Genomic DNA, 19,087 nt, shown 5'->3' on the forward strand with positions numbered 1-19,087 from the left:
ACGGCGGTGAACTGCTGGGTGGTGCCCACCTGCACGCTGGCGGTGGCGGGGGAGACGGTCACGCCGGTGACCACGGGGGGCAGGACCTCGGCCTCGCCGGCGGCGGTGATGACCACGTCGCCGGTGACGGCGGCGATGGACAGGCTGCCGGTCTCGGAATCATAGGTGTAGCCCTCGCCGGCGGTCAGGGCCTCGCCGGCCATGGTGACAGTGACGGTCTCAGGCAGGGTGTAGCCCTCCTCGGCGGTCAGGGTCACATTCAGGGGCTGGCCCTCCTCCACCTGGGCGGGAGCGCCCTCGGCGGTCAGGTTGGTCAGGGTGTAGGTGACGGCGTAGGTCTCAGGCTCGGGCTGGGTGCTGGTGACATAGACCTTAAAGTCGTCATAATCCACTTGGCCGTTGGAAAGACCATCGATACCGAAGATCTGGCCGGTCAGGGATGTGGTGGGGTTGCGGAAGGCATAGTTTTCTGCAATGATCTCATCGTTCATATAGACCGTGTAGGTCTGGGTGGCCAGACTGCCGACCAGCTTAAAGGAATACCAGGTGTCGTAGTCGAAGCTCTTGACGTTGTTTTTGCTGGAGCCGTCTACTACCTTGACCTGATGGACGCCGTCGGCGTTCTCAAAGGCCACGGTCATGGAGTGCTTGCCGTCCTGAGTCTGAGGCAGGCAGACATTGGCATACTGGCAGCCGTTCCGGAACCGGGCCCGCAGTTCGATGACGACCTGCTCATCTGCACCAGTGGTAATTTCCTCCGCATAGGGCAGGAAGAAGTTGGCGTGGGGGCGGCTTCCGGTGTTGGTAGTGAGGCGCAGGAACTGGTTGCCGTCCTCCTCCATCACAGTGGCAGTACAGCCATCGTCAAGACTGGTGACATCGATACCATAGGGCAGCTTGCCGATTTCGTCGGCGGAGAAGTCGCGATAGGCGTAATAGTCGGTGCTGCCGTCGCTCAGATTGAGGGAGGCGTCCAGCGCCGCCTGGGCGTCGGTAACGGCGCTCCAGAGCCGGTCGGCCTCATCCTGTGTCAGAGAGGGATTTTCCGCAGCGGTTCCGGCCGCGTCCAGCGCGCCGGTCAGGGTGTCATAGGCGCTCTGGCTGTAGCAGCCGACGCCATCACCCAGGGGGTAGGAGTTCTTGTCCATCTCGGCGCGCTTGGCGTCCACTTTCTCCTTCAGAGCCTTGGCCACAGCGTCGTCTGCCGCCGCCACGGCCTGGGTGGGATCACTGGTCACGCTGCCCAGATAGGCGCCCGCACCAGTGACGGTGAGGGTCAGGGTGTGGCCCACGTCGGCCTCGGTGGGGACATAGGTGCTGCCGGTACCAACCAGTACGCCGTCGTCCCGGGTCCAGGCATACTGGAGTCCGGCCTGGGCTTCCGCCGGAGTGATGGCACTGACGTCGGCCGTCAGAACAGCGCCGTGCTGCGGCGTGCCGGTGACGGCCACGGTTCCGCCGATGGCGGTGATGGTCTCTGCGTCCACCACGGTGACCCGGAAGTCGTCATAGTCCATGGTGCCGTTGGCATAGCCGTCGATGCCGAAGAACTGACCCAGCAGCTTGGTGCCGGAGGTATCACGGAAGGTGTAGTCGTCAGCCAGCAGTTCATCGTTGACATAGACATCGTAGGTGTTGTTGGTCCAGTCGCCCACCATCTTGAAGGTGTACCACTGGCCCGATTCAAAGTTACAGACCTTTTTCTTGCTGCCGCCGGACTGAACCCGGATCTCGTGGACCTGGTTGGCGTTCTCGAAGGCGACCACCATGGCGTACTTGGGTCCGGAGCTCTCGTTGCGGAGCATAGCGCCGTTGGCGTACTGGAAGGAGCCGGTGAACCGGGCCCGGAATTCCACTACGGTGCGCTGGCCTTCGGAAGCGGTCACTTCACCGGCATAGGGGAGGAAGAGATTGGCCTTGCCGGAGGTGGAACCGGTGGTGAGACGGAGGAAACGGTTGCCGTTCTCCTCCTGAACGGTGGCGGTGGCGCCGTTGGTCAGCGCTTCGATGTCAAAGCCATAGGGCTGCTTGCCCACCGTGTCCTCGGAGAAGTCCCGGTAGGCGTGGTAGCTCACGCCGTTCTCCGTCAGATTGAGGGAGTCGGCCAGCGCCTGCTTGGCGTCGGCGATGGAGTTGAGGGCCGCAGTGGCCTGCTCGGCGGTGGTGGAGCCGGTCTGGGCCAGCTGCTGGGCCGCGTCCAACGCGGACAGCAGCGCGTCATATTCCGCCTGGCCGTAGCAGCCCGCGCCCTCACCCAGAGGATAGGAGGTCTGCTCCAGCTCGGCGCGTTCGGCGTTGACGCTGCGCAGCAGGCTCTGACTGATGGCGGCGGGGTCGTTGCTCTCCGAGCGCAGGGAGGTCCACCAACCGTCGTCCGAGGGGGTCTCGCTGCCGGTGGTGAGGTAGATGCGGTCGATGTACAGTCCGTCCTCACGCATCCACAGGCCGAAGGTCTGCACACCGGTCTGGGTGACCTTCATGGTGCCCAGATCCTGCCAGTGCCAGTGCTCGTCGTTTTCATAGGACCACAGCTGGGCGGTGTTGAAGCTGCCGTCATACCGGTGGTCGATGCCGCCGCGGATGGAGTCGCCGGCGTTGTCCACCAGCCGCCAGCGTACCCAGACGTGGTAAGTGCCGGTGTTGGAGAAGTCGATCTTGTAGCTCAGCTCGGGGCCGTACTGCTGGAACTCGCCGTTCTCGGTCAGCGCGGCGCCGATATCGGGCAGGCGCACGGCCAGGCCCGTATCCGACTGGGTGATACGCCAGGCGTTGGGGGTCTTGCCGGCGGCGGCGGCCGCCTCCCGCTTGGAGACGGTGTAGGCGTTCATGTCCTCGGTGACCTCATCCAGAGACTCCAGTACGTTCTCCATGGCGTACTCGGCTTCCAGACCCACCTGGCCGCCCTGCTCCAGGAAGTAGCCGCTGCCCCAGGTGCTGGGGATGTCCTTGGACTCGGCGGGGACCGACTCACGCTCCAGCGTGGGCACGCTGGCAGTAAAGGTGGTGTTGTAAGTGGTGTGGTAGCTCTCATCGGGGCCCAGGGCGCTGGCGGGGATGCCGTCGCCGCCGGTGTAGAGCACCATCTTGTCAATGGTGATGAAGTCGTCCACCATCCAGAGCTTCAGGGTGTGGGCGCCGGCCGACAGCTCGGGCAGGGTGATCACATGCTTTTCGATCTGCCGGAAGAGGTTTTGCACCCACTGGGGATTCTGGCTGCTGGTGGTGCCCTCGTCCACAGCGGTGGAGGAGACCACGATGGGCTCCCCGTCATCTACGCTGATGGCGAAGCGTACCTGGCCGCCGGGAGAGGCGTTCATGGTGGGCAGGCGGTAGACTTCCAGCGGGAAGCTGCCGGAGGAGGTCAGATAGAAGTTATACTCCAGGCTGGGAGAGGTGGCGGAGCTGATCTCCCCTTCCACGGCGGACAGGGCGGGATTCATGGCCCGCATCATGTCCCCGTCAAAGCCGCGGCCCGCGTTTTCCCGCAGCTGCCAGGTCATCTCGCCTACAGAATTCAGGGTGCTGTAGTGCTCGGCCTGCATGGAGACATAGCCGTCGGCCTCCACGTAGCCGTCAAAGTCCTCGGGGAGCTCCGCCTTGGGCGCGACAGTGACGTTGACCGTCTTGACCGTCTCGCCGCTGGTGATGGTGATGGCGGCGGTGCCGCCTTCAACCGGGGCGTTGTCCACGGTGACCCAGATGCGCTGCTCATCGCAGACCGTACCGGAAACGGCGCTGAGCTTGACCCAGTCGGCATCGGCGCTGGCCGTCCAGTCAAAGCTGCCCGCGCCCTGATTGAAGATGTCGATGTACTTGCCGTCCAGATTGTAGTGGGAGAAGCTCAGTTGGGAGGCCTCCGTGGTGGGCATCTCCTCGCCCTGGACGGCTACGCCCATAGCGGTCTCACCCAGAACCAGAGCCGGGCTGGTGCCGGGCAGCTGGGTGGTCACCGGGGGCGCGTGGTTCTCCGGATCGATAAACATGTACCACTTGCCGTCGGCGATCTCGCTGTATTTCTGGATCTCCGCCCGGCGGTCGTTGTCGGCCTGGATGGACAGCTGGGAGAAGGTATCGGCCGAGGCCATGCGGCCCTGGTCATAAGCCAGATTGCTCTTATCGGCATAATAGAAGGCCTTGTTGGTGTAGTAGGCCCAGTTGATCTTGCACTGGACCAGCTCATAGAAGGCGGTGGCCTGTTCCTCGTTCAGACCGGCGGCCACGGCGTTGGTGCGGTCAAACAGGTCCTGATAGACCTGCATGCGCTTGTCCCACTCGTTGTAGTTGACCTGCTCGAAGATATCCAGGCGCATGTGGTCCACCTTGCGCACGTTGGTGTGGGCGTAGAAGGTGGTGAGGATATCGGCCACTTCTTCCGCGTCCACGGCGGAACCAAAGTTGCGGGCCATCCAGTCGGCCTCAAATTCCTCGGCGTGACCGGTGTACTGATCCACATCCCAACCGCAGCGGATGAAATACTCCATCTCGCCTTCGTTGGGCTTGATGTCGCCCACGTTGAGCACCCAGGAGCGCTGAATGCCGCTCTCCCAGCACTTGCTCAGCTCCTCGCCCATCACGCTCAGCGGGAGGGAGCTCATCCACAGATAGCTCTGGTCGGCGGGCGCCCAGTAGGACACGTGGTAATACAGGCCGCTTCCGCCGGAGCGCTGGCGCTCCTCAGCATCGGGAGTGCGGCGGACCATGCCGTGGTTGTCGTCGCACCAGATGACCGTCACGTCGTCGCTCATGGTGAAGTTCTCGTTGTTGTAGAGGGGGAGCACTTCCTTATAGGGAATGAAAGCCATAAAGGCCTCGTTGTACTTCTCCTCCCCCAGGACCTCCTTCAGGATCTCCTGCTGGGCGGCGATGATCTCGGAGAGTACGCCGGCCTTCCGGTCCTCCTCGTCCTCGCCGTACTTGTCCCACTTGGGGTCGTCGATGTTGGCGGTGTTGAAGGGCTCGTCGTGGGCGCCGCGCATACCAAGGGTCCACTGAGCCTCGGTGTCCTTGTGGCGCTCCACATTCTCCCGCCAGTACTGGAGTACGGCTTCGGGATTGACGGTATAGTCATACTGGATGTTGGTGCCGTGTTCTTTGTCATAGGCGCTCTTCCAGCTGCTCCACTCATGGGTGTTGGTGCGCAGAAGCATGTCGCAGTGGCTGGAGCCCAGGACGATGCCGTACTCATGCAGGGTGTCGATGTTCTCCTGAATGTTATTAAAGGAGTTGACATGCATGGCAGCCCAGATGTAGTTGCCCTTCAGGCGGAGGATGAGCTCAAAGATCTTGGCATAGATCTCAGCGCCCATGACGCCGCTGCCGCCGTATTCCGGATTGAACACGTTGGAGACCCAGCGGCTGAGCTTTTCCTCATCGTTGATGAAGATGCCGCGGTAGCGCACGTCCGGCTTGTCGGTCACATTGGTGCCGGCGGGGATATACACGGCGTTCTTGGCCTGGGTGGGTACGTCGGCAAAGAAGTACCAGGGGGACACGCCCATCTGCTCGGACAGCTCGTATACGCCGTAGATCGCGCCCCGGTTGTCCGAACCGGCGATGACCAGCGTGTCGGCATCCACAACCTTGATGAGATAGGCCTCCCACTGGTCCTGGATGGCGGCGAGCTCATCTTCCGTGATGACGCCGCTTTGCACCAGCTCCTGGATCTTGGCGCTGTTGTCCAGGGTGCCCACGATCACAACGGGACCCTGTACCTCGGCTTCATGGGAGATGGAGGGGGTGGCGCCGGTGACCCGCTGGACGTCGTCCTGCAGGTCGTTCACCACCCGCTTGACGGGGGTTTCCTCTGTTTCATCCACCCATAGCGTGGCGGTCTTGCCGCTGGCGTACAGGGGGAAGTCCTCCGACGAACCGGTGGTAGATACCAGCGTGCCGGTGGCGGGGGCGGTGGGTTGCGCAGCCATGGCCGGGACCATGCCCAAAAGCAGGGTCAGTGTCAGGACCAGGGCCAGGATGCGCCTTAGGTGAGTTGACATCGCGTTTGCTCCTTTCCAATCAATTGTGCCGGGGGAAAACGTTTAATGTGACAGTAGCATACTAATATATAAAGTAAAAACAGTCAATAGATTGCTCAATTTGACTTAAAAATTTATAATAATAGACAATGCTAACTTCGTAGCAGGAGTTCTTGTATACTGATATACAAGCAGAAAATGCTCATGAATGGTTAAGAAAAAGAAAATTGGTAACTTCTAATGGAATACAAAAGATTGTTAGAATTGCCGAAAGAAGGGGAGAAGCGGCCCTGGAGGACACAGCTTGACATTTTTCGTAAAAAAGCATACACTTAGCCCCAATCGAAACGGGGAGGGAGAATGCATGCAAAGGCAACGGAACTATCCCAGACTGGTATGCGATCTGGCCGGGCTGCGGGCCAATGTGGCTCAGGTGACTGAGCGCTGCCGGGCGGCGGGGATCCAGGTGACAGGAGTTATAAAAGGCATCAACGCCCTTTTGCCGCTGGTCACGGCTTTTCTGGAAGGAGGCTGTTCTCAGCTGGCCACCAGCCGGCTGAGCCAGGTGGAGGACTGCCGTTCGGCGGGAGTGGATGCGCCCTTCCTGCTGCTGCGTGTTCCGCAGCTGTGTGAACTGGCCGATGTAGTGCGGTTGTGCCAGATGAGCCTGGAGAGTGATGTGACGACTCTGGATGCCCTGGAAGCGGAGTGTGCCCGTCAGGGACGGGAGCACAGTGTGCTGCTCATGGCTGACCTGGGAGACCTGCGGGAAGGCTTCTGGGGTGCGGAGGAGCTGGTACAGGCGGCGGTGCATGTGGAGAAAGCGCTGCCTCACCTGCATCTGGCCGGTGTGGGGACCAATCTGGGCTGCTATGGCTCCATTCGTCCCACCCGGGCCAAATTGGAGGAGCTTGCGGAGCTGGCCGAACAGGTGGAGCGGGCCATCGGCCGCCGGCTGGAGCTGGTCTCCGGCGGAGCCACCACCTCCTATCCTCTTGTGGTGGATGGTCAGATGCCGGAGCGAATCAATCATCTGCGCATTGGGGAAAACATCCTGCTGGGGTACGATCTGCGCCATGAGTGGGGACGTACCGATCTGGACTACCTGAACGGGCAGGTCTTTACCCTGCAGGCCCAGGTGGTGGAGGTGCGCAGCAAACCCTCCTATCCTCAGGGGGAGATTTTTATAGACGCTTTCGGCAACCGTCCGGAGTATGAGGACCGGGGCATCCGGCGCCGGGCGCTGCTGGCATTGGGCAAGCTGGATGTGGGGGAGTTGTCCCACCTCCATCCGCGGCTGCCGGGCGTAACGGTCCTGGGCGGATCCAGCGATCATACCATTCTGGATGTGGAGGACTGCCCCCGGCCCATCCAGGTAGGAGATGTACTGGAATTTGACCTGTCCTATTCCGCGCTGCTCTATCTGACGGCGGCCCGGGATGTCAGCATCGATTATCATGCAGATTCTTTTTCGATTTAACGGAAAAAAGTCACATAAAATTGAGGCACACTTTGTCCAATCCAACAGAAATGTGCAGCAAGCTGTATTTTTCGTTGACATCGTATGCATGAACACCGTATAATCTGTGAATAGACAAAATAAGATAAGATAACGTTTGCCCAAAGAAATAAATATAAGGAGAGAGGAACTGCAATGAAAAAGAAACTAATTGCCCTTTGCCTGGCCTCGGCCACTTTGGCCACCTGCCTGGCTGGCTGCGGCGCTCCTGCTTCCACTGGCGATACCAGCGGTGCGGCGGTGGACGACAGCACCCTTATCATCGCCATTCCCGATGAGGTGGAAGGCTGCGACATCCAGCAGATCGGCTGGGAGAACGTGGTTCAGTCTTTGATCTACGAGCCTCTGGTGGAGTACAACGAGGACATGACCGAGCTGCTGCCCGCTTTTGCGGAGGACTATGAGGTGTCTGAGGATGGCCTTACCATTACCTTTACCCTGCCCGCCGACGCCAAGTTCAGCAACGGCGACACGCTGGACGCCGCGGCTGTGAAGGCCTCCGTGGAGCGCTTCATGGAAGTGAGCGAGTACTCCACCGACCTGGAGGCGGTTGAGAGCGTAGAGGCCGTGGACGAGACCACCCTGGTCTACCACCTGAGCGCCCCCGCCCCCTATATGTGGGCCAGTCTGGCCTCCACCTACGGCGGCATCGTGGATGTGGCCGCCGCTGAGGAGATGGGCGACGAGGCCTTTAACCGTACCCCTGTGGGCAACGGCCGTTACTATGTGGAGAACTGGGAGCAGGGCTCTCAGATCACTCTCAAGCGCAACGAGAACTATGTCTCCAACAACCCCGAGGTCTCCAACACCACCGCCTTTGAGACCGTGATCGTCCGCTTCATTCCCGATGAGTTCACCCGTGTCAGCGAGCTGCAGCACGGCAATGTGGACATCATTTACAACGTGCCCTCCGCCAGCATCGGCGAGCTGGAGGCGGATGAGAACGTCACCACCTACCGCTATCTGCAGACCGGTGTCAACTACATGAACCTGCAGACCGAGAAGGGCCCCACCGCCGACCCCGCTGTGCGCCAGGCCATGACCTACGCCATTGACCGGGATGAGATCAACCTGGCTCTGGAGAACGTGGTGACTCCGGCCTACACCTTCCTGTCTCCTGCCCAGACCGGCTACAGCAAGGCCAAGGAGGACGAGTTCGCCCAGACCTACGCCTACAACCCGGAGAAGGCCGCCCAGATCCTGGCTGACGCCGGCTATGTGGACACCGACGGGGACGGCATCGTGGAGAAGGATGGCCAGCCTCTGACCGTGACCATGATGGTGGCCTCCGACCGGCCCTCCATGAGCGCCGCGGCCCCTGTCATCCAGCAGCAGATGAAGGCTGTGGGCATCGACCTGCAGATCAGTGAGTACGAGGCCGCCTACGTCAAGCAGGCCACCAAGGACGACGACTATGAGATCTCCACCCGCAACTACGAGTGGAGCGACGCCGACATTCTCTACTCTGTCTTTACCAGCGCCAGCGGCTACCCCTGGAATGATGACACCGTCACGGCCGATCTGGAGTATGCCCGCACGGTGAACGATCCTGAGGCCCGCGTGGAGGCCTATGAGAAGTTCTCCGATGATATGGCCCAGCTGTACAAGGGTATCCCCCTGTTCAGCGACAACTACTGCATCGCCGCCAAGAGCAGCATCCAGGGCCTGGTGGTGACCAACGACGGGCGCAGCTGGTATCACGATGTGACGAGGGCTCAGTAACATATGGACCGGAAACGTCTGAAAGAAAGCGTCGGCCGCATTGCGGCCGGCGCTGTTTCCGGGCAAACGCCCGGCTTTGCGCTGATGATGGCCAAGGACGGGGAGGTCCTGCTCAGCGAGGGGTATGGCATGGCCGACCTGGAGCATGGAATTCCCATCCGGCCCGACGACAATTTCATCATTGCCTCCAACACCAAGCAGTTTACCTGTGTGGCCATCCTGATGCTGATGAGCCGGGGCCTGCTGGAGCTGGACGAGCCCATTGAGCGCTTTTTCCCCGATTTTCCCGACTACCGCAAGTATGTGACCATCCGTCAGATGATGTGTCACACCACCGGCATCCGGGAGTACTTTGAGGAGGGTTTCCGGGAGAACGAGGAGGCCCTGCGTACCGCCGATACCGCCGCGCTGCTGGACATCGTGCGGGGCTTTGGCCCCCTGGAGTTTGAGCCGGACACCAAGTTCAGCTACTGCAACTCCGCCTATGTCATGCTGGGCGACATTGTGCGCCAGCTCACCGGCAAGCCCTTCGGCCGCTTCCTGGAGGAGGAGATCTTTGCGCCGCTTGGCATGGAGCGCACCTTTGCTCCCGACTACATGGATGTGCGGGATCCCTACCAGGTCCAGGGCTATGAAAAACAGGCGGACGGTACCTTCCGCCGCATGCCCTACGACATGCTGATGGTGGGTTATGCCGACGGCAACATCTCCTCCAATACCGCGGACCTGCTCAAGTGGCACCACTATCTCTATGAATCCGACTCCGACCTGCTCCTGCCCCGGGCGGTGCTGAACACCGCCTTTGAGCCCCACCGGCTCAAGGACGGCAGCCTCTCTCCCTATGGCTTCGGCTTCTTTTTGGGAGAGTGTGCCGGCACCCACTCCAAGACCTATCCCGGCCACCGGGAGATCTGGCACACCGGCGGGACCATGGGCTTTATCTCCCGCTGCTCCCGCTTTGTGGATGAGCGCGTGAGCGTTACCATGTTGACCAATTACGAGGGCATTCAGCGGGACGAGCTGTTCTTCCCCATGCTGGACGTGCTCTTTGAGGAACTGGACCGTCCCTGATCCTGCGGCATTGGCCGCCCCTACATTCAGCGAAAGGGGTCTTTACCCTTGAACGACATCATCAAGTACATCGTCAAGCGTCTGCTCTCGGGCGTGCTGGTCGTGCTGTGCGTCACGGTCATCATTTTTGCCATCATGCAGGCTATGCCTGGTGACCCCGTGGAGATGGTCACGGATGTCCGTGTCGCCCCGGAGAAGCTGGCCGAGATCAAGGCCCAGTGGGGACTGGACAAGCCCCCCGTGCTCCAGTACTTCTACTGGCTGGGCAACATCCTCCAGGGGAACCTGGGTACCTCTATCTCCACCAGCCAGTCGGTGGGCTATCTCATCCAGCAGCGGCTGCCCTATACCCTGATGCTCACTGGCGCGGCCCTGGCGCTGGAGTATCTGCTGGCTATCCCTCTGGGCCTGCTGGCGGCGGTGCGGAAAAACGGTGTGGCGGATAAACTGCTCACCGTGGTCACCATCGTGCTGTGGTCCATGCCCGGTTTCTGGCTGGGCGTACTGTTCATGCTGGTGTTCTCCATCCAGCTGAACCTGTTGCCCATCTCGGGTTATCAGGGCCTTATCTCCCTCATCCTGCCGGCCATCACCCTGGCCCTGCCCAACATGGCCCAGATCTTCCGCCTGACCCGCAGCGAGGTGCTGGATGTGCTGGATGAGAAATACGTGGTCACCGCCTACGCCAAGGGTATTTCCAAAGGGAAGATCCTGGTGCGCCACGTGCTGCGCAACGCCCTCATCCCCGTTACCATTACCTTCTTCCTCTCCCTGCCCTGGCTCATCGGCGGCAGCGTGGTGGTGGAGAAGGTATTCGCCTGGCCCGGCATGGGACAGCTGCTGTGGACTGCCATCTCCAAGCAGGACTTCCCCATCGTGCAGGGCGTGGTGCTCATCATCGCCATCCTGACGGTGGTGTGCAACCTGATCGGCGATCTCATCGCCGGTATCCTGGATCCTCGGATCCGGCTGGAATAAGGAGGCTCGTAAGCAAATGAACAAAGGTACACTGAAATTGCGGGCCGTCCTGCGCAACCCCATGGTAGTGATCGGTTTCATCCTCTTTTTCTCCATGGTGCTGGTGGCTATCTTCGCCGACCAGATTGCCCCTCACAGCTATGAGACCTACGATCTGGCCGATAAACTCATGGCCCCCTGCGCGGAGTTCCCCCTGGGCACCGATCAGTACGGCCGGTGCATCTTCAGCCGCATTGTTTACGGCTCCCGCATCGGCCTGGGCGTGGGTCTGGTGGCTGTGGCCATTGAGACGGTGATCGGCGTGGCCCTGGGCATCCTGGCCGGCTACTTCGGCAAGGTGCTGGACAAGATCATCATGTTCGTCACCGACATGGTCTGGTCCATCCCGCCCATCGTGCTGGCTATGGCCATCGTGCTGGTGCTGGGCTCCAGCGCCATGAACGTGGCCATCGCTGTGGCCCTGGTCACCTGGGCCCAGTTTACCAAGATCGTCCGGGCCAAGGTCCAGTCCATTCGGGAGCTGCCCTACATCGACGCGGCCCGGGTCTATGGTGAGAGTGACCTGCAGATCATTCTGCGCTACATCCTGCCCAATCTGCTCTCTACCATCATCATCCTGGCCTCCCTGGCCCTGCCCTCCGCCATCCTGTCCACGACCTCCATGGGCTTTTTGGGCCTGGGCGCCCAGCAGCCCCAGCCCGACTGGGGCATGATCCTGTCCGACGGCATCCAGTACATCCAGCGTGCCCCCTGGATCTCCATCTATCCCGGTGTGGCCATCGTGTGGACGGTGCTGGGCTTCAACCTGACCGGCGAGGGCTTCAAGTCCCTGCTGGATCCCCGACTGAAGGTGTAACGACGTGGAAAAGAAACTCTTATCGGTCCAGAACCTCCGGGTGGAGTTCCAGAGCGGAAAGCGTATGGTTCAGGCGGTCAGCGGCGTCAGCTTCGATATCTACCCCGGGGAGTGCTTTGCCCTGGTGGGGGAGTCGGGCTGCGGCAAGTCCACCACGGCCATGAGCATCATGCGCCTGATCCGCAAGCCGGGACGCATTACCGGGGGCGCCATCCAGTTTTACGGCGGTCCCAAGGGGCTGGAGGACAAGCCCCAGGATCTGCTCAAGCTTTCGGACAAGGCCATCACCAAGGTCCGCGGCAAGCAGATCGGCATGATTTTTCAAAACCCTCTGGATTCATTGAACCCTGTTTATACGATTGGTTATCAGGCGGAAGAGGGCCTGCTGGCCGACGGCGTGCCCAAGAAGGAGGCCCGTCAGCGGGTGCTGGACATGTTCCGCAAGGTGCGCATTACCGACCCGGAGAGCCGCCTGAACAGCTATCCCCATGAGATCAGCGGCGGCATGCGCCAGCGGGTCATGATCGCCATGATGCTCTGCCGCAACCCTCAGCTGCTTATCGCAGACGAGCCCACCACCGCTCTGGACGTGACCATCCAGGCCGGCATCATTGAGCTGATGAATGAGCTGCGTGCCCAGTATGGCACCGCTGTGCTGATGATCACCCACGACTTCGGCATTGTGGCCGATATGGCCGACCGGGTGGGCGTCATGTACGCCGGCCAGCTGGTAGAGGTAGGCCGGGTGGAGGACATCTTTGATGCGCCGATGCATCCCTATACCCGGCTGCTGATGAAGGCTCTGCCCACCATCACCAAGGACATGGGCCGGCTGGAGACCATCCCGGGCAGCGTGCCCAACCTGGCCGAGCTGAAGCCGGGCTGTCACTTTGCCGACCGCTGCCCCAACGCCACGGCTGAGTGCCGCGGGCAGGTCCCGCCTCTGCGGGAAGTGGAGCCGGGTCATTTCTGTGCCTGTATGAAAGTAGGTGGCGGAGCATGAATGAGATCCTGGTCCAGACCGACCATGTAAAGAAATATTTTCCCCTGAAGGGCAGCCTGTCCAAGAAAAAAGCCCGCAGCGTCAAGGCGGTGGACGACATCACCCTCAGCATCCGGAAAGGGGAGACCCTGGGACTGGTAGGGGAGTCGGGCAGCGGCAAGACCACCCTTTCCCGCATCCTGCTGGGGCTGCTGCCCCCTACGCAGGGAAAGGTGCTCATCAACGGCAAGGACATCTACGCTCCTGCCAACCGCGCTGAGCGCCACCGCAGTGTGGGCGCGGTGTTCCAGGACCCGGCCTCTTCCCTGAACCCCAGGGCCACCATCTATCGCTCCCTGGAGCGGCCCCTGCGCATCAACGGCTACGATGCCAAGGATGCCCGTGAGCTCATCCTGGAGACGGCGGAGAAGGTCAACATCGGCCGGGAGCTGTTGGACCGCTTTCCCCACGAGCTCTCCGGCGGCCAGCAGCAGCGGGTGTCCATCGCCCGGGCTATCATGCTCAAGCCTCAGCTGGTGATCCTGGACGAGCCGACTTCGGCTCTGGACGTCTCCGTCCAGGCTCAAACCCTCAACGAGCTGCTCAATCTCCAGCAGGAGTTTGGCCTGACCTATCTGTTCATCACCCACAACCTCTCGGTGGTGCGCTACATGAGCGACCGCATCTGCGTCATGTACGGAGGAAGACTGATGGAGATGGGGAGCACCCAGGACGTGTATGAACGCCATCTGCATCCCTATACCGCCGGCCTGCTTTCCAGCGTACCGCCGCTGAATCCGGCCCAGAGAAGCCGGAAACGGTATTTGCTCAGCGGGGATATGCCCAGCCTGATCGATGCCCCCGCAGGCTGCCGGTTCTGCTCCCGCTGCCGGTTTGCCCGGCCGGAGTGCGCCGGTGAAATGCCTCAGCTGCACGATGTAGGCGGCGGCCACCTGGTGGAGTGCCCCTATGCCCTGGAGCTGGAGGGACAGTAACCCCCCTGTCGATACAAGCGCCCCCGCTGACGCGGGGGCGCTTTTTAAAAAAGGAGTGAAATGGGAATGGAAGAGCTGCGGATCCTCAACGGCCGTTGTCCGGATTTTGAGCGCAATGAACTGCGGCACGCCGATCTCACGGTGTCGGACGGCGTGATCACCGGCATATACCCAACCGGCGGAGCACCTCAGGCGGCCCGGGAATTGGACGCTGCTGGTTGTGTGGTGTCCCCCGGATGGATCGATATGCATATGCACGAGGAGAACTTTGCCGCTGATGGCTGTAAGCCCGGTATCTCCGAGCTGATGGTGCGCATGGGTGTGACCACCGGCGTGTGCGGCAACTGCGGCGATCAGTATCAGCCGGTGCGGGTGCTGCGGGAGGCCATTGCCGCCAACGGCGGCTGGCCCATGCAGTATGTGCCCCTGGCCGGCTACAACCAGTACCGCCACAGCCTGTGCCACCTGGGGTTTTATGACCCGGCCACCCCCGCCCAGCGGGAGGAGGTGCGCGCTGCCCTCCAGCGGGAGCTGGACGGAGGAGCCTGGGGGATCTCGTTTGGACTGGAATATGATCCCGGTATCTCCACGGAGGAGATGACACAGGCCGTCCGGGCGCTGGAAGGAGAGGACCTGATGGTATCCATCCACTTCCGTGCCGACTGCGACGGCTGCCTGGACTCGGTGCGGGAGATGGCCCAGCTCTCCCGGGACACCGGACGGAAGGTAGAGATCTCCCACCTGGGCAGCCTGGCGGCCACGGCGGGCAACATGGCTCCGTCTCTGGAGATCATCAACCGTGAGATGGCGGAGAACCCCAAGCTGGGCTATGACGTGTATCCTTATACCGCATTCTGCACCGCCATCGGCTCGGCGGTGTTCGACATGGACTGGCGCAGCAAGTGGAACCGGGATTATGACTGTATCCAGCTGCTCTATCCGCCCTATCAGAACCAGCGCTGCACGGAAGAACTCTATGAGCGCCTGCGCCGGGAGCAGCCCGAGCAGAATGTGGTGGTCTTTGCCATGGATGAGGAGCAGGTAGCCATGGCCATTGCCAATCCCAACGGCTTTTTCGGCAGTGACGGCGGTTTGAGCGGCGGTGCCGGCCACCCGAGGGCAGCTGGTACCTTTCCGCGGATCCTGGGACGCTATGTGCGGGAACAGGGCGTGCTGACGCTGATGCAGGCCCTGGACAAGCTGACCCGCCGTCCGGCCCGCTACCTGGGGCTTCGGGACCGGGGAGAGATCCGTCCCGGCTTCCGGGCCGACCTGACTATCTTCGATCCGGACACCATCCGGGACGGCGCCCGCTTTGATGATCTGTATGTCCCCAACGTGGGGATCCGGCATGTGCTGGTGGGCGGCGTAGCCGCCCTGGAGGACGGCCGGAGGACCGGCGCCATGCCCGGTGCGCTGCTGACCCGGGCGTAACACCGAAAGACAAAAACCCCGCCGCCTGCAAACGCAGGCGGCGGGGTTTTCTTTATGGAAAGGAGCTGATCTTCAGCCCGGTACCGCATCCAGAAAATACTCCGGGTGCTGGACACGGATGGCTTTGGCATCGATTCGATACCGGTTCAGATGAGTTTCCATCAGTGCATGCGCCGTAGCCGCATCGTGAGCGGCAATGGCCTGCATCAGATCCTCATGATCCTGAACAATCCGATCATTTTTCACCGAACTCAGAGCTACGCTTCGTACCCGGTCAAAATGGATGGAGATCGTATCCATCAAGGCGTAGACCTGGCTTTTATGAGCGATCTCAAACAAGATCCGGTGAAACTCGTTGTCCAAATCCATTAACGTTTCCGGATAATAATTTTGCAAATAAAACTTCTGAAGCGCGATATTTTCCTCCAGCCGCTGCAGGTCTGCTGGAGTGACCATTTTACAGGCCAAATCGATCACCGCGCACTCCAGAACCTTCCGCATAAACTGGGATTCCTCCACCAACTCATAATCGATGAGGGAGACCACACTGCCTTTCTGAGGGTAGATCCGGACGATCTTGACCTTAGAAAGCTCGATGAGCGCCTCCCGCACCGGAGTGCGGGAGAGGCCCATCGCAGCGGAAAGTTCATTTTCGCTCACCATGCTGCCGGGCGCGAGCTCCAGACGCACGATGTTATCCCGAATGGTGCGCAGCGCATAATCGCGCCCCGTCTCCCGGGGGAGACGCTTGGGCAGGTGCATGATATTCGCCTCCTGGTTGTTCACGGAGCGGTACACCATGGAGGACGCGCCACGCCCCGAATTCAATGGTTCAGATACCGCTTCAGCGTGGCGCGGACCGCACCGGGGCCAGCCAGCTCCTCGCGTACCATGCCCTCGATCTTATCCGCAAGACCCAGCTCCACCAGATCGGAGCCGAAGAGAACGGGATTGGAGAGAATGGGGGTAAGCTTGCCGTCCAGGCTGTCCGGATCGCCCAGAGTCACGCCGGAGAGTTGTCCCTGCAGAGTAGCCAGCATGGGATCGCTGCTACACTCCATGGGCTTGCCGGCGTCGTCCACCGCCAGCAGATAACGCAGCCAGCCGGCAATGGCCAGAGGAATGAAGGTCAGGCTCTTCACATCCAGGTCCGGCCGGGCCACGTAGGACTTGATGGTCTCGCCAAACCGGATGGGTACCTTCTGGCTGGTATCGGTGGCGATGCGCTGGGGTGCGTCGGGAATGAAGGGGTTGGGCAGGCGCTGCTCCACCACCTCACGGATGAAGTCCATGGGGTTGAGGATCTTGGGATCGACAACAACGGGCATACCCTCGTCGTAGCCGATGCGCTCCACCAGAGCCTTCAGCTCGGGGTCCTTCATCTCGGCGGCAATGCTGGTGTAGCCCAGCAGGCAACCGTACACAGCCAGAGCGGTGTGCAGCGGGTTGAGGCAGGTGGTCACCTTCATGCGCTCGGTGTCATTGACGGTGTTCCGGTCGGTCATGTACACACCGGCCTTTTCCAGCGGAGGACGTCCGTTGGGGAAGCGGTCCTCTACCACCAGGTACTGGGGAATCTCTGCGTTGACGAAAGGAGCGATAAAGGTGTTTTTGCTGGTGACAATGGGAGCCATGTCCTCAATGCCGGCAGCCTCCAGACTTTCCTCCACCACCTTGGCGGGGCGGGGAGTGATCTTGTCGATCATGGACCAGGGGAAGGAGACCTTGCTCTCATCTTCCAGCCAGGCCACGAAACCGTCATCCACAAAGCCGTTGTCCAGCCAGTGATGGGCTACGGTCACCACGCTGCTCCGCAGCTTCTCGCCGTTGTGGGAGCAGTTGTCCATGCTGACCACCGCGATGGGGGTAGCGCCGGCGCGATACCGCTCCAGCAGCAGAGAAGTCACCAGGCTCATGGCGTGGGAGCAGTTGGCGGGACCGTTGGCGAAGTCTGCCTCCACGAAGGGGAAGAACTTGCCCTCCATATTGGTCAGGGCATAGCCCTTCTCCGTAATGGTAAAGCTGACCATCTGCAGGCTGGGGGAACGGAAAATCGTCCGCAGCCGCTCCAGATCCTCCGGATATGCCGTACCGGCCCGCAGGCCCTCAGCGATAGAGGCCACCACTTCCTTCTCCATGGAGCCGTCGGGCTTCAGGCTGACCATCAGGGTCATGGAGTCGAAGGGAGTGTAGATCTTGTCAATGATATCGTAATCAAACGTGTCGGCAGCCACGATACCGCCCTTCACCAGACCCTGCTCCAGCAGAGACTGCTGCAGCCGGGCGATGAAGCCGCGGAAGATGTTGCCTGCACCGAAGTGCACCCAAGTGGGATTGGCCTCGGTCTCGGCCACCATGGCTTTCCAATCAAAGGCGGGGAGACGGACCGCCGCCTGTTCCCAGGCGGCGTGGTCCTTCAGCCCTTCATAGCAGAGCTTCATATTATTTGGTTCCTCCTTAGTCCGAGGACTTGCAGATGGCTTCCCACAGACCGTTGAGGTAGGTGGCGCCCAGGGCGCGGTCATAGAGACCGTAGCCGGGGCGGCCGCTCTCGTTCCAGATCATGCGGCCGTGGTCGGGACGGATGTAGGTGTTCGGGCAAGTATCGTGGATAGCCTTCATGATGGCGTACATGTCCAAATCACCGGTGGAGGACAGGTGGGCGGCCTCGCGGAACTTGTGGTAGCCCAGATACTTCACGTTGCGCACGTGCATGGCACCGATCCGGTTCATCTCGCCGAAGTGGCGGATGATGGCGGGAATGTCGTTGTCCGGGTTGGAGCCCAGAGAGCCGGTGCACAGGCACACCGTGTTGCAGGGGGAATCCCGCAGGGCGATGATCTTGTCGTAGTCCTCCTGGCTGTGGGCGATACGGGGCAGACCGAAGATGGGCCAGGCCGGATCGTCGGGATGGCAGGCCATCACCACACCGCACTCCTCGCAGGTGGGGATGATGCCGTCCAGGAAGTACTTGTAGTTGGCGCGCAGATCATCGGGAGTGATGGTCTTGTAGCGCTCCAGAGTGGTCTCCAGTTCGGCCAGACGCTCGGGCTCCCAGCCGGGGAGGGTGAAACCATTGCAGTTGTCAATGGTGTTGCGGACCAGGTCCACGGGGGTCATCTCGCCGAGTTCCTTCTCGTCGAAATACAGGCTGTTGGAGCCGTCCTCGGGGATGACGCGGGCCAGGTCGGTGCGCAGCCAGTCAAACACGGGCATGAAGTTGTACACGATGACCTTCACGCCGTACTTGGCCAGGTTGCGGATGGTGGTGCAGTAGTTGGCGATGTACTGGTCGCGGGTGGGCAGGCCCATCTTGATGTCCTCGTGGACATTGACGGACTCAATAACCTCGCACTCCAGACCGGCGGCGTGGACCTCGTCCATATAGGCCTTGATCTCTTCCTCGGTCCAGACTTCACCGGCGGCCTTGTAGTCCAGCACGCCCATCAGACCGGTCATGCCGGGGATCTGCTTGATCTGGCTCAGAGTGATGTTGTCACTGTCAGAGCCATACCAGCGGAATGTCATTTTCATAATGAATTACTCTCCAGTCGTAAA

At 61.0% G+C, this 19,087-nt stretch carries 12 protein-coding genes; 8 read left to right on the top strand and 4 right to left on the bottom strand.

Features of this window, described 5'->3' with window-relative positions:
* A partial coding sequence (locus tag WMO45_RS13030; protein WP_349141304.1) for a glycosyl hydrolase 115 family protein occupies positions 1-5,993 on the bottom strand: 5,993 nt, incomplete at its 3' end.
* A 343-nt stretch (positions 5,994-6,336) separates the two neighbouring features.
* Between WMO45_RS13030 and WMO45_RS13035 the strand changes: the two genes are divergently transcribed.
* The 8 genes from WMO45_RS13035 (at position 6,337) to WMO45_RS13070 (ending at position 15,529) form a co-directional block, all read left to right on the top strand.
* A complete protein-coding gene (locus WMO45_RS13035) occupies positions 6,337-7,452 on the top strand; it encodes an alanine racemase (protein WP_349141305.1) in 1,116 nt (371 codons plus the stop codon).
* A 174-nt stretch (positions 7,453-7,626) separates the two neighbouring features.
* Positions 7,627-9,213 carry an ABC transporter substrate-binding protein gene (locus WMO45_RS13040; RefSeq protein ID WP_349141306.1) on the top strand — a complete coding sequence of 529 codons (1,587 nt, stop codon included), beginning with the start codon at positions 7,627-7,629 and terminating at the stop codon, positions 9,211-9,213.
* Positions 9,214-9,216: 3 nt separating this feature from the next.
* Positions 9,217-10,284 (top strand): serine hydrolase domain-containing protein, encoded by a 1,068-nt coding sequence (locus WMO45_RS13045; protein ID WP_349141307.1) that lies wholly within the window; start codon positions 9,217-9,219, stop codon positions 10,282-10,284.
* Between the two features lie 48 nt (positions 10,285-10,332).
* Positions 10,333-11,262 carry an ABC transporter permease gene (locus WMO45_RS13050; protein WP_349141308.1) on the top strand — a complete coding sequence of 310 codons (930 nt, stop codon included), beginning with the start codon at positions 10,333-10,335 and terminating at the stop codon, positions 11,260-11,262.
* A gap of 16 nt (positions 11,263-11,278) precedes the next feature.
* Complete coding sequence (locus WMO45_RS13055) at positions 11,279-12,118, top strand: ABC transporter permease (protein WP_349141309.1); 840 nt, start codon at positions 11,279-11,281, stop codon at positions 12,116-12,118.
* 4 nt (positions 12,119-12,122) lie between these two features.
* Positions 12,123-13,121, top strand: coding sequence for an ABC transporter ATP-binding protein (locus tag WMO45_RS13060; protein WP_349141310.1), 999 nt, complete (start codon positions 12,123-12,125; stop codon positions 13,119-13,121).
* Positions 13,118-14,095, top strand: a complete 978-nt coding sequence (locus tag WMO45_RS13065; RefSeq protein ID WP_349141311.1) for an ABC transporter ATP-binding protein — start codon at positions 13,118-13,120, stop codon at positions 14,093-14,095. Before WMO45_RS13060 ends, WMO45_RS13065 begins: the two co-directional genes overlap by 4 nt.
* Before the next feature lie 66 nt (positions 14,096-14,161).
* The gene (locus WMO45_RS13070; RefSeq protein WP_349141313.1) at positions 14,162-15,529 is read left to right on the top strand and encodes an amidohydrolase family protein; all 1,368 of its coding nucleotides are present in this window, start codon (positions 14,162-14,164) and stop codon (positions 15,527-15,529) included.
* 72 nt (positions 15,530-15,601) lie between these two features.
* Here WMO45_RS13070 and WMO45_RS13075 read toward each other — a convergent pair whose 3' ends face one another.
* The 3 genes from WMO45_RS13075 to uxuA all read right to left on the bottom strand — a co-directional run bounded on the left by WMO45_RS13075 (position 15,602) and on the right by uxuA (position 19,063).
* On the bottom strand, positions 15,602-16,291 hold the full coding sequence (locus tag WMO45_RS13075) for a GntR family transcriptional regulator (RefSeq protein ID WP_349141314.1): 690 nt from the start codon (positions 16,289-16,291) through the stop codon (positions 15,602-15,604).
* A gap of 62 nt (positions 16,292-16,353) precedes the next feature.
* Positions 16,354-17,970 (bottom strand): mannitol dehydrogenase family protein, encoded by a 1,617-nt coding sequence (locus tag WMO45_RS13080; RefSeq protein ID WP_349141315.1) that lies wholly within the window; start codon positions 17,968-17,970, stop codon positions 16,354-16,356.
* Positions 17,971-17,986: 16 nt separating this feature from the next.
* On the bottom strand, positions 17,987-19,063 hold the full coding sequence (gene uxuA / locus WMO45_RS13085; protein ID WP_349141316.1) for a mannonate dehydratase: 1,077 nt from the start codon (positions 19,061-19,063) through the stop codon (positions 17,987-17,989).
* Positions 19,064-19,087: the final 24 nt, after the last annotated feature.

It is taken from the genome of Flavonifractor hominis (genome assembly GCF_040095835.1).
GTDB lineage: Bacteria > Bacillota > Clostridia > Oscillospirales > Oscillospiraceae > Flavonifractor > Flavonifractor hominis.

Excerpts from the sequence above, each read along its gene's own strand:
- WMO45_RS13045 (WP_349141307.1), top strand. The coding sequence starts at position 9,217 with ATGGACCGGAAACGTCTGAAAGAAAGCGTCGGCCGCATTGCGGCCGGC.
- WMO45_RS13070 (WP_349141313.1), top strand. The coding sequence starts at position 14,162 with ATGGAAGAGCTGCGGATCCTCAACGGCCGTTGTCCGGATTTTGAGCGC.
- WMO45_RS13035 (WP_349141305.1), top strand. The coding sequence starts at position 6,337 with ATGCAAAGGCAACGGAACTATCCCAGACTGGTATGCGATCTGGCCGGG.
- WMO45_RS13080 (WP_349141315.1), bottom strand. The coding sequence starts at position 17,970 with ATGAAGCTCTGCTATGAAGGGCTGAAGGACCACGCCGCCTGGGAACAG.
- uxuA (WP_349141316.1), bottom strand. The coding sequence starts at position 19,063 with ATGAAAATGACATTCCGCTGGTATGGCTCTGACAGTGACAACATCACT.
- WMO45_RS13065 (WP_349141311.1), top strand. The coding sequence starts at position 13,118 with ATGAATGAGATCCTGGTCCAGACCGACCATGTAAAGAAATATTTTCCC.
- WMO45_RS13055 (WP_349141309.1), top strand. The coding sequence starts at position 11,279 with ATGAACAAAGGTACACTGAAATTGCGGGCCGTCCTGCGCAACCCCATG.
- WMO45_RS13075 (WP_349141314.1), bottom strand. The coding sequence starts at position 16,291 with ATGCACCTGCCCAAGCGTCTCCCCCGGGAGACGGGGCGCGATTATGCG.
- WMO45_RS13040 (WP_349141306.1), top strand. The coding sequence starts at position 7,627 with ATGAAAAAGAAACTAATTGCCCTTTGCCTGGCCTCGGCCACTTTGGCC.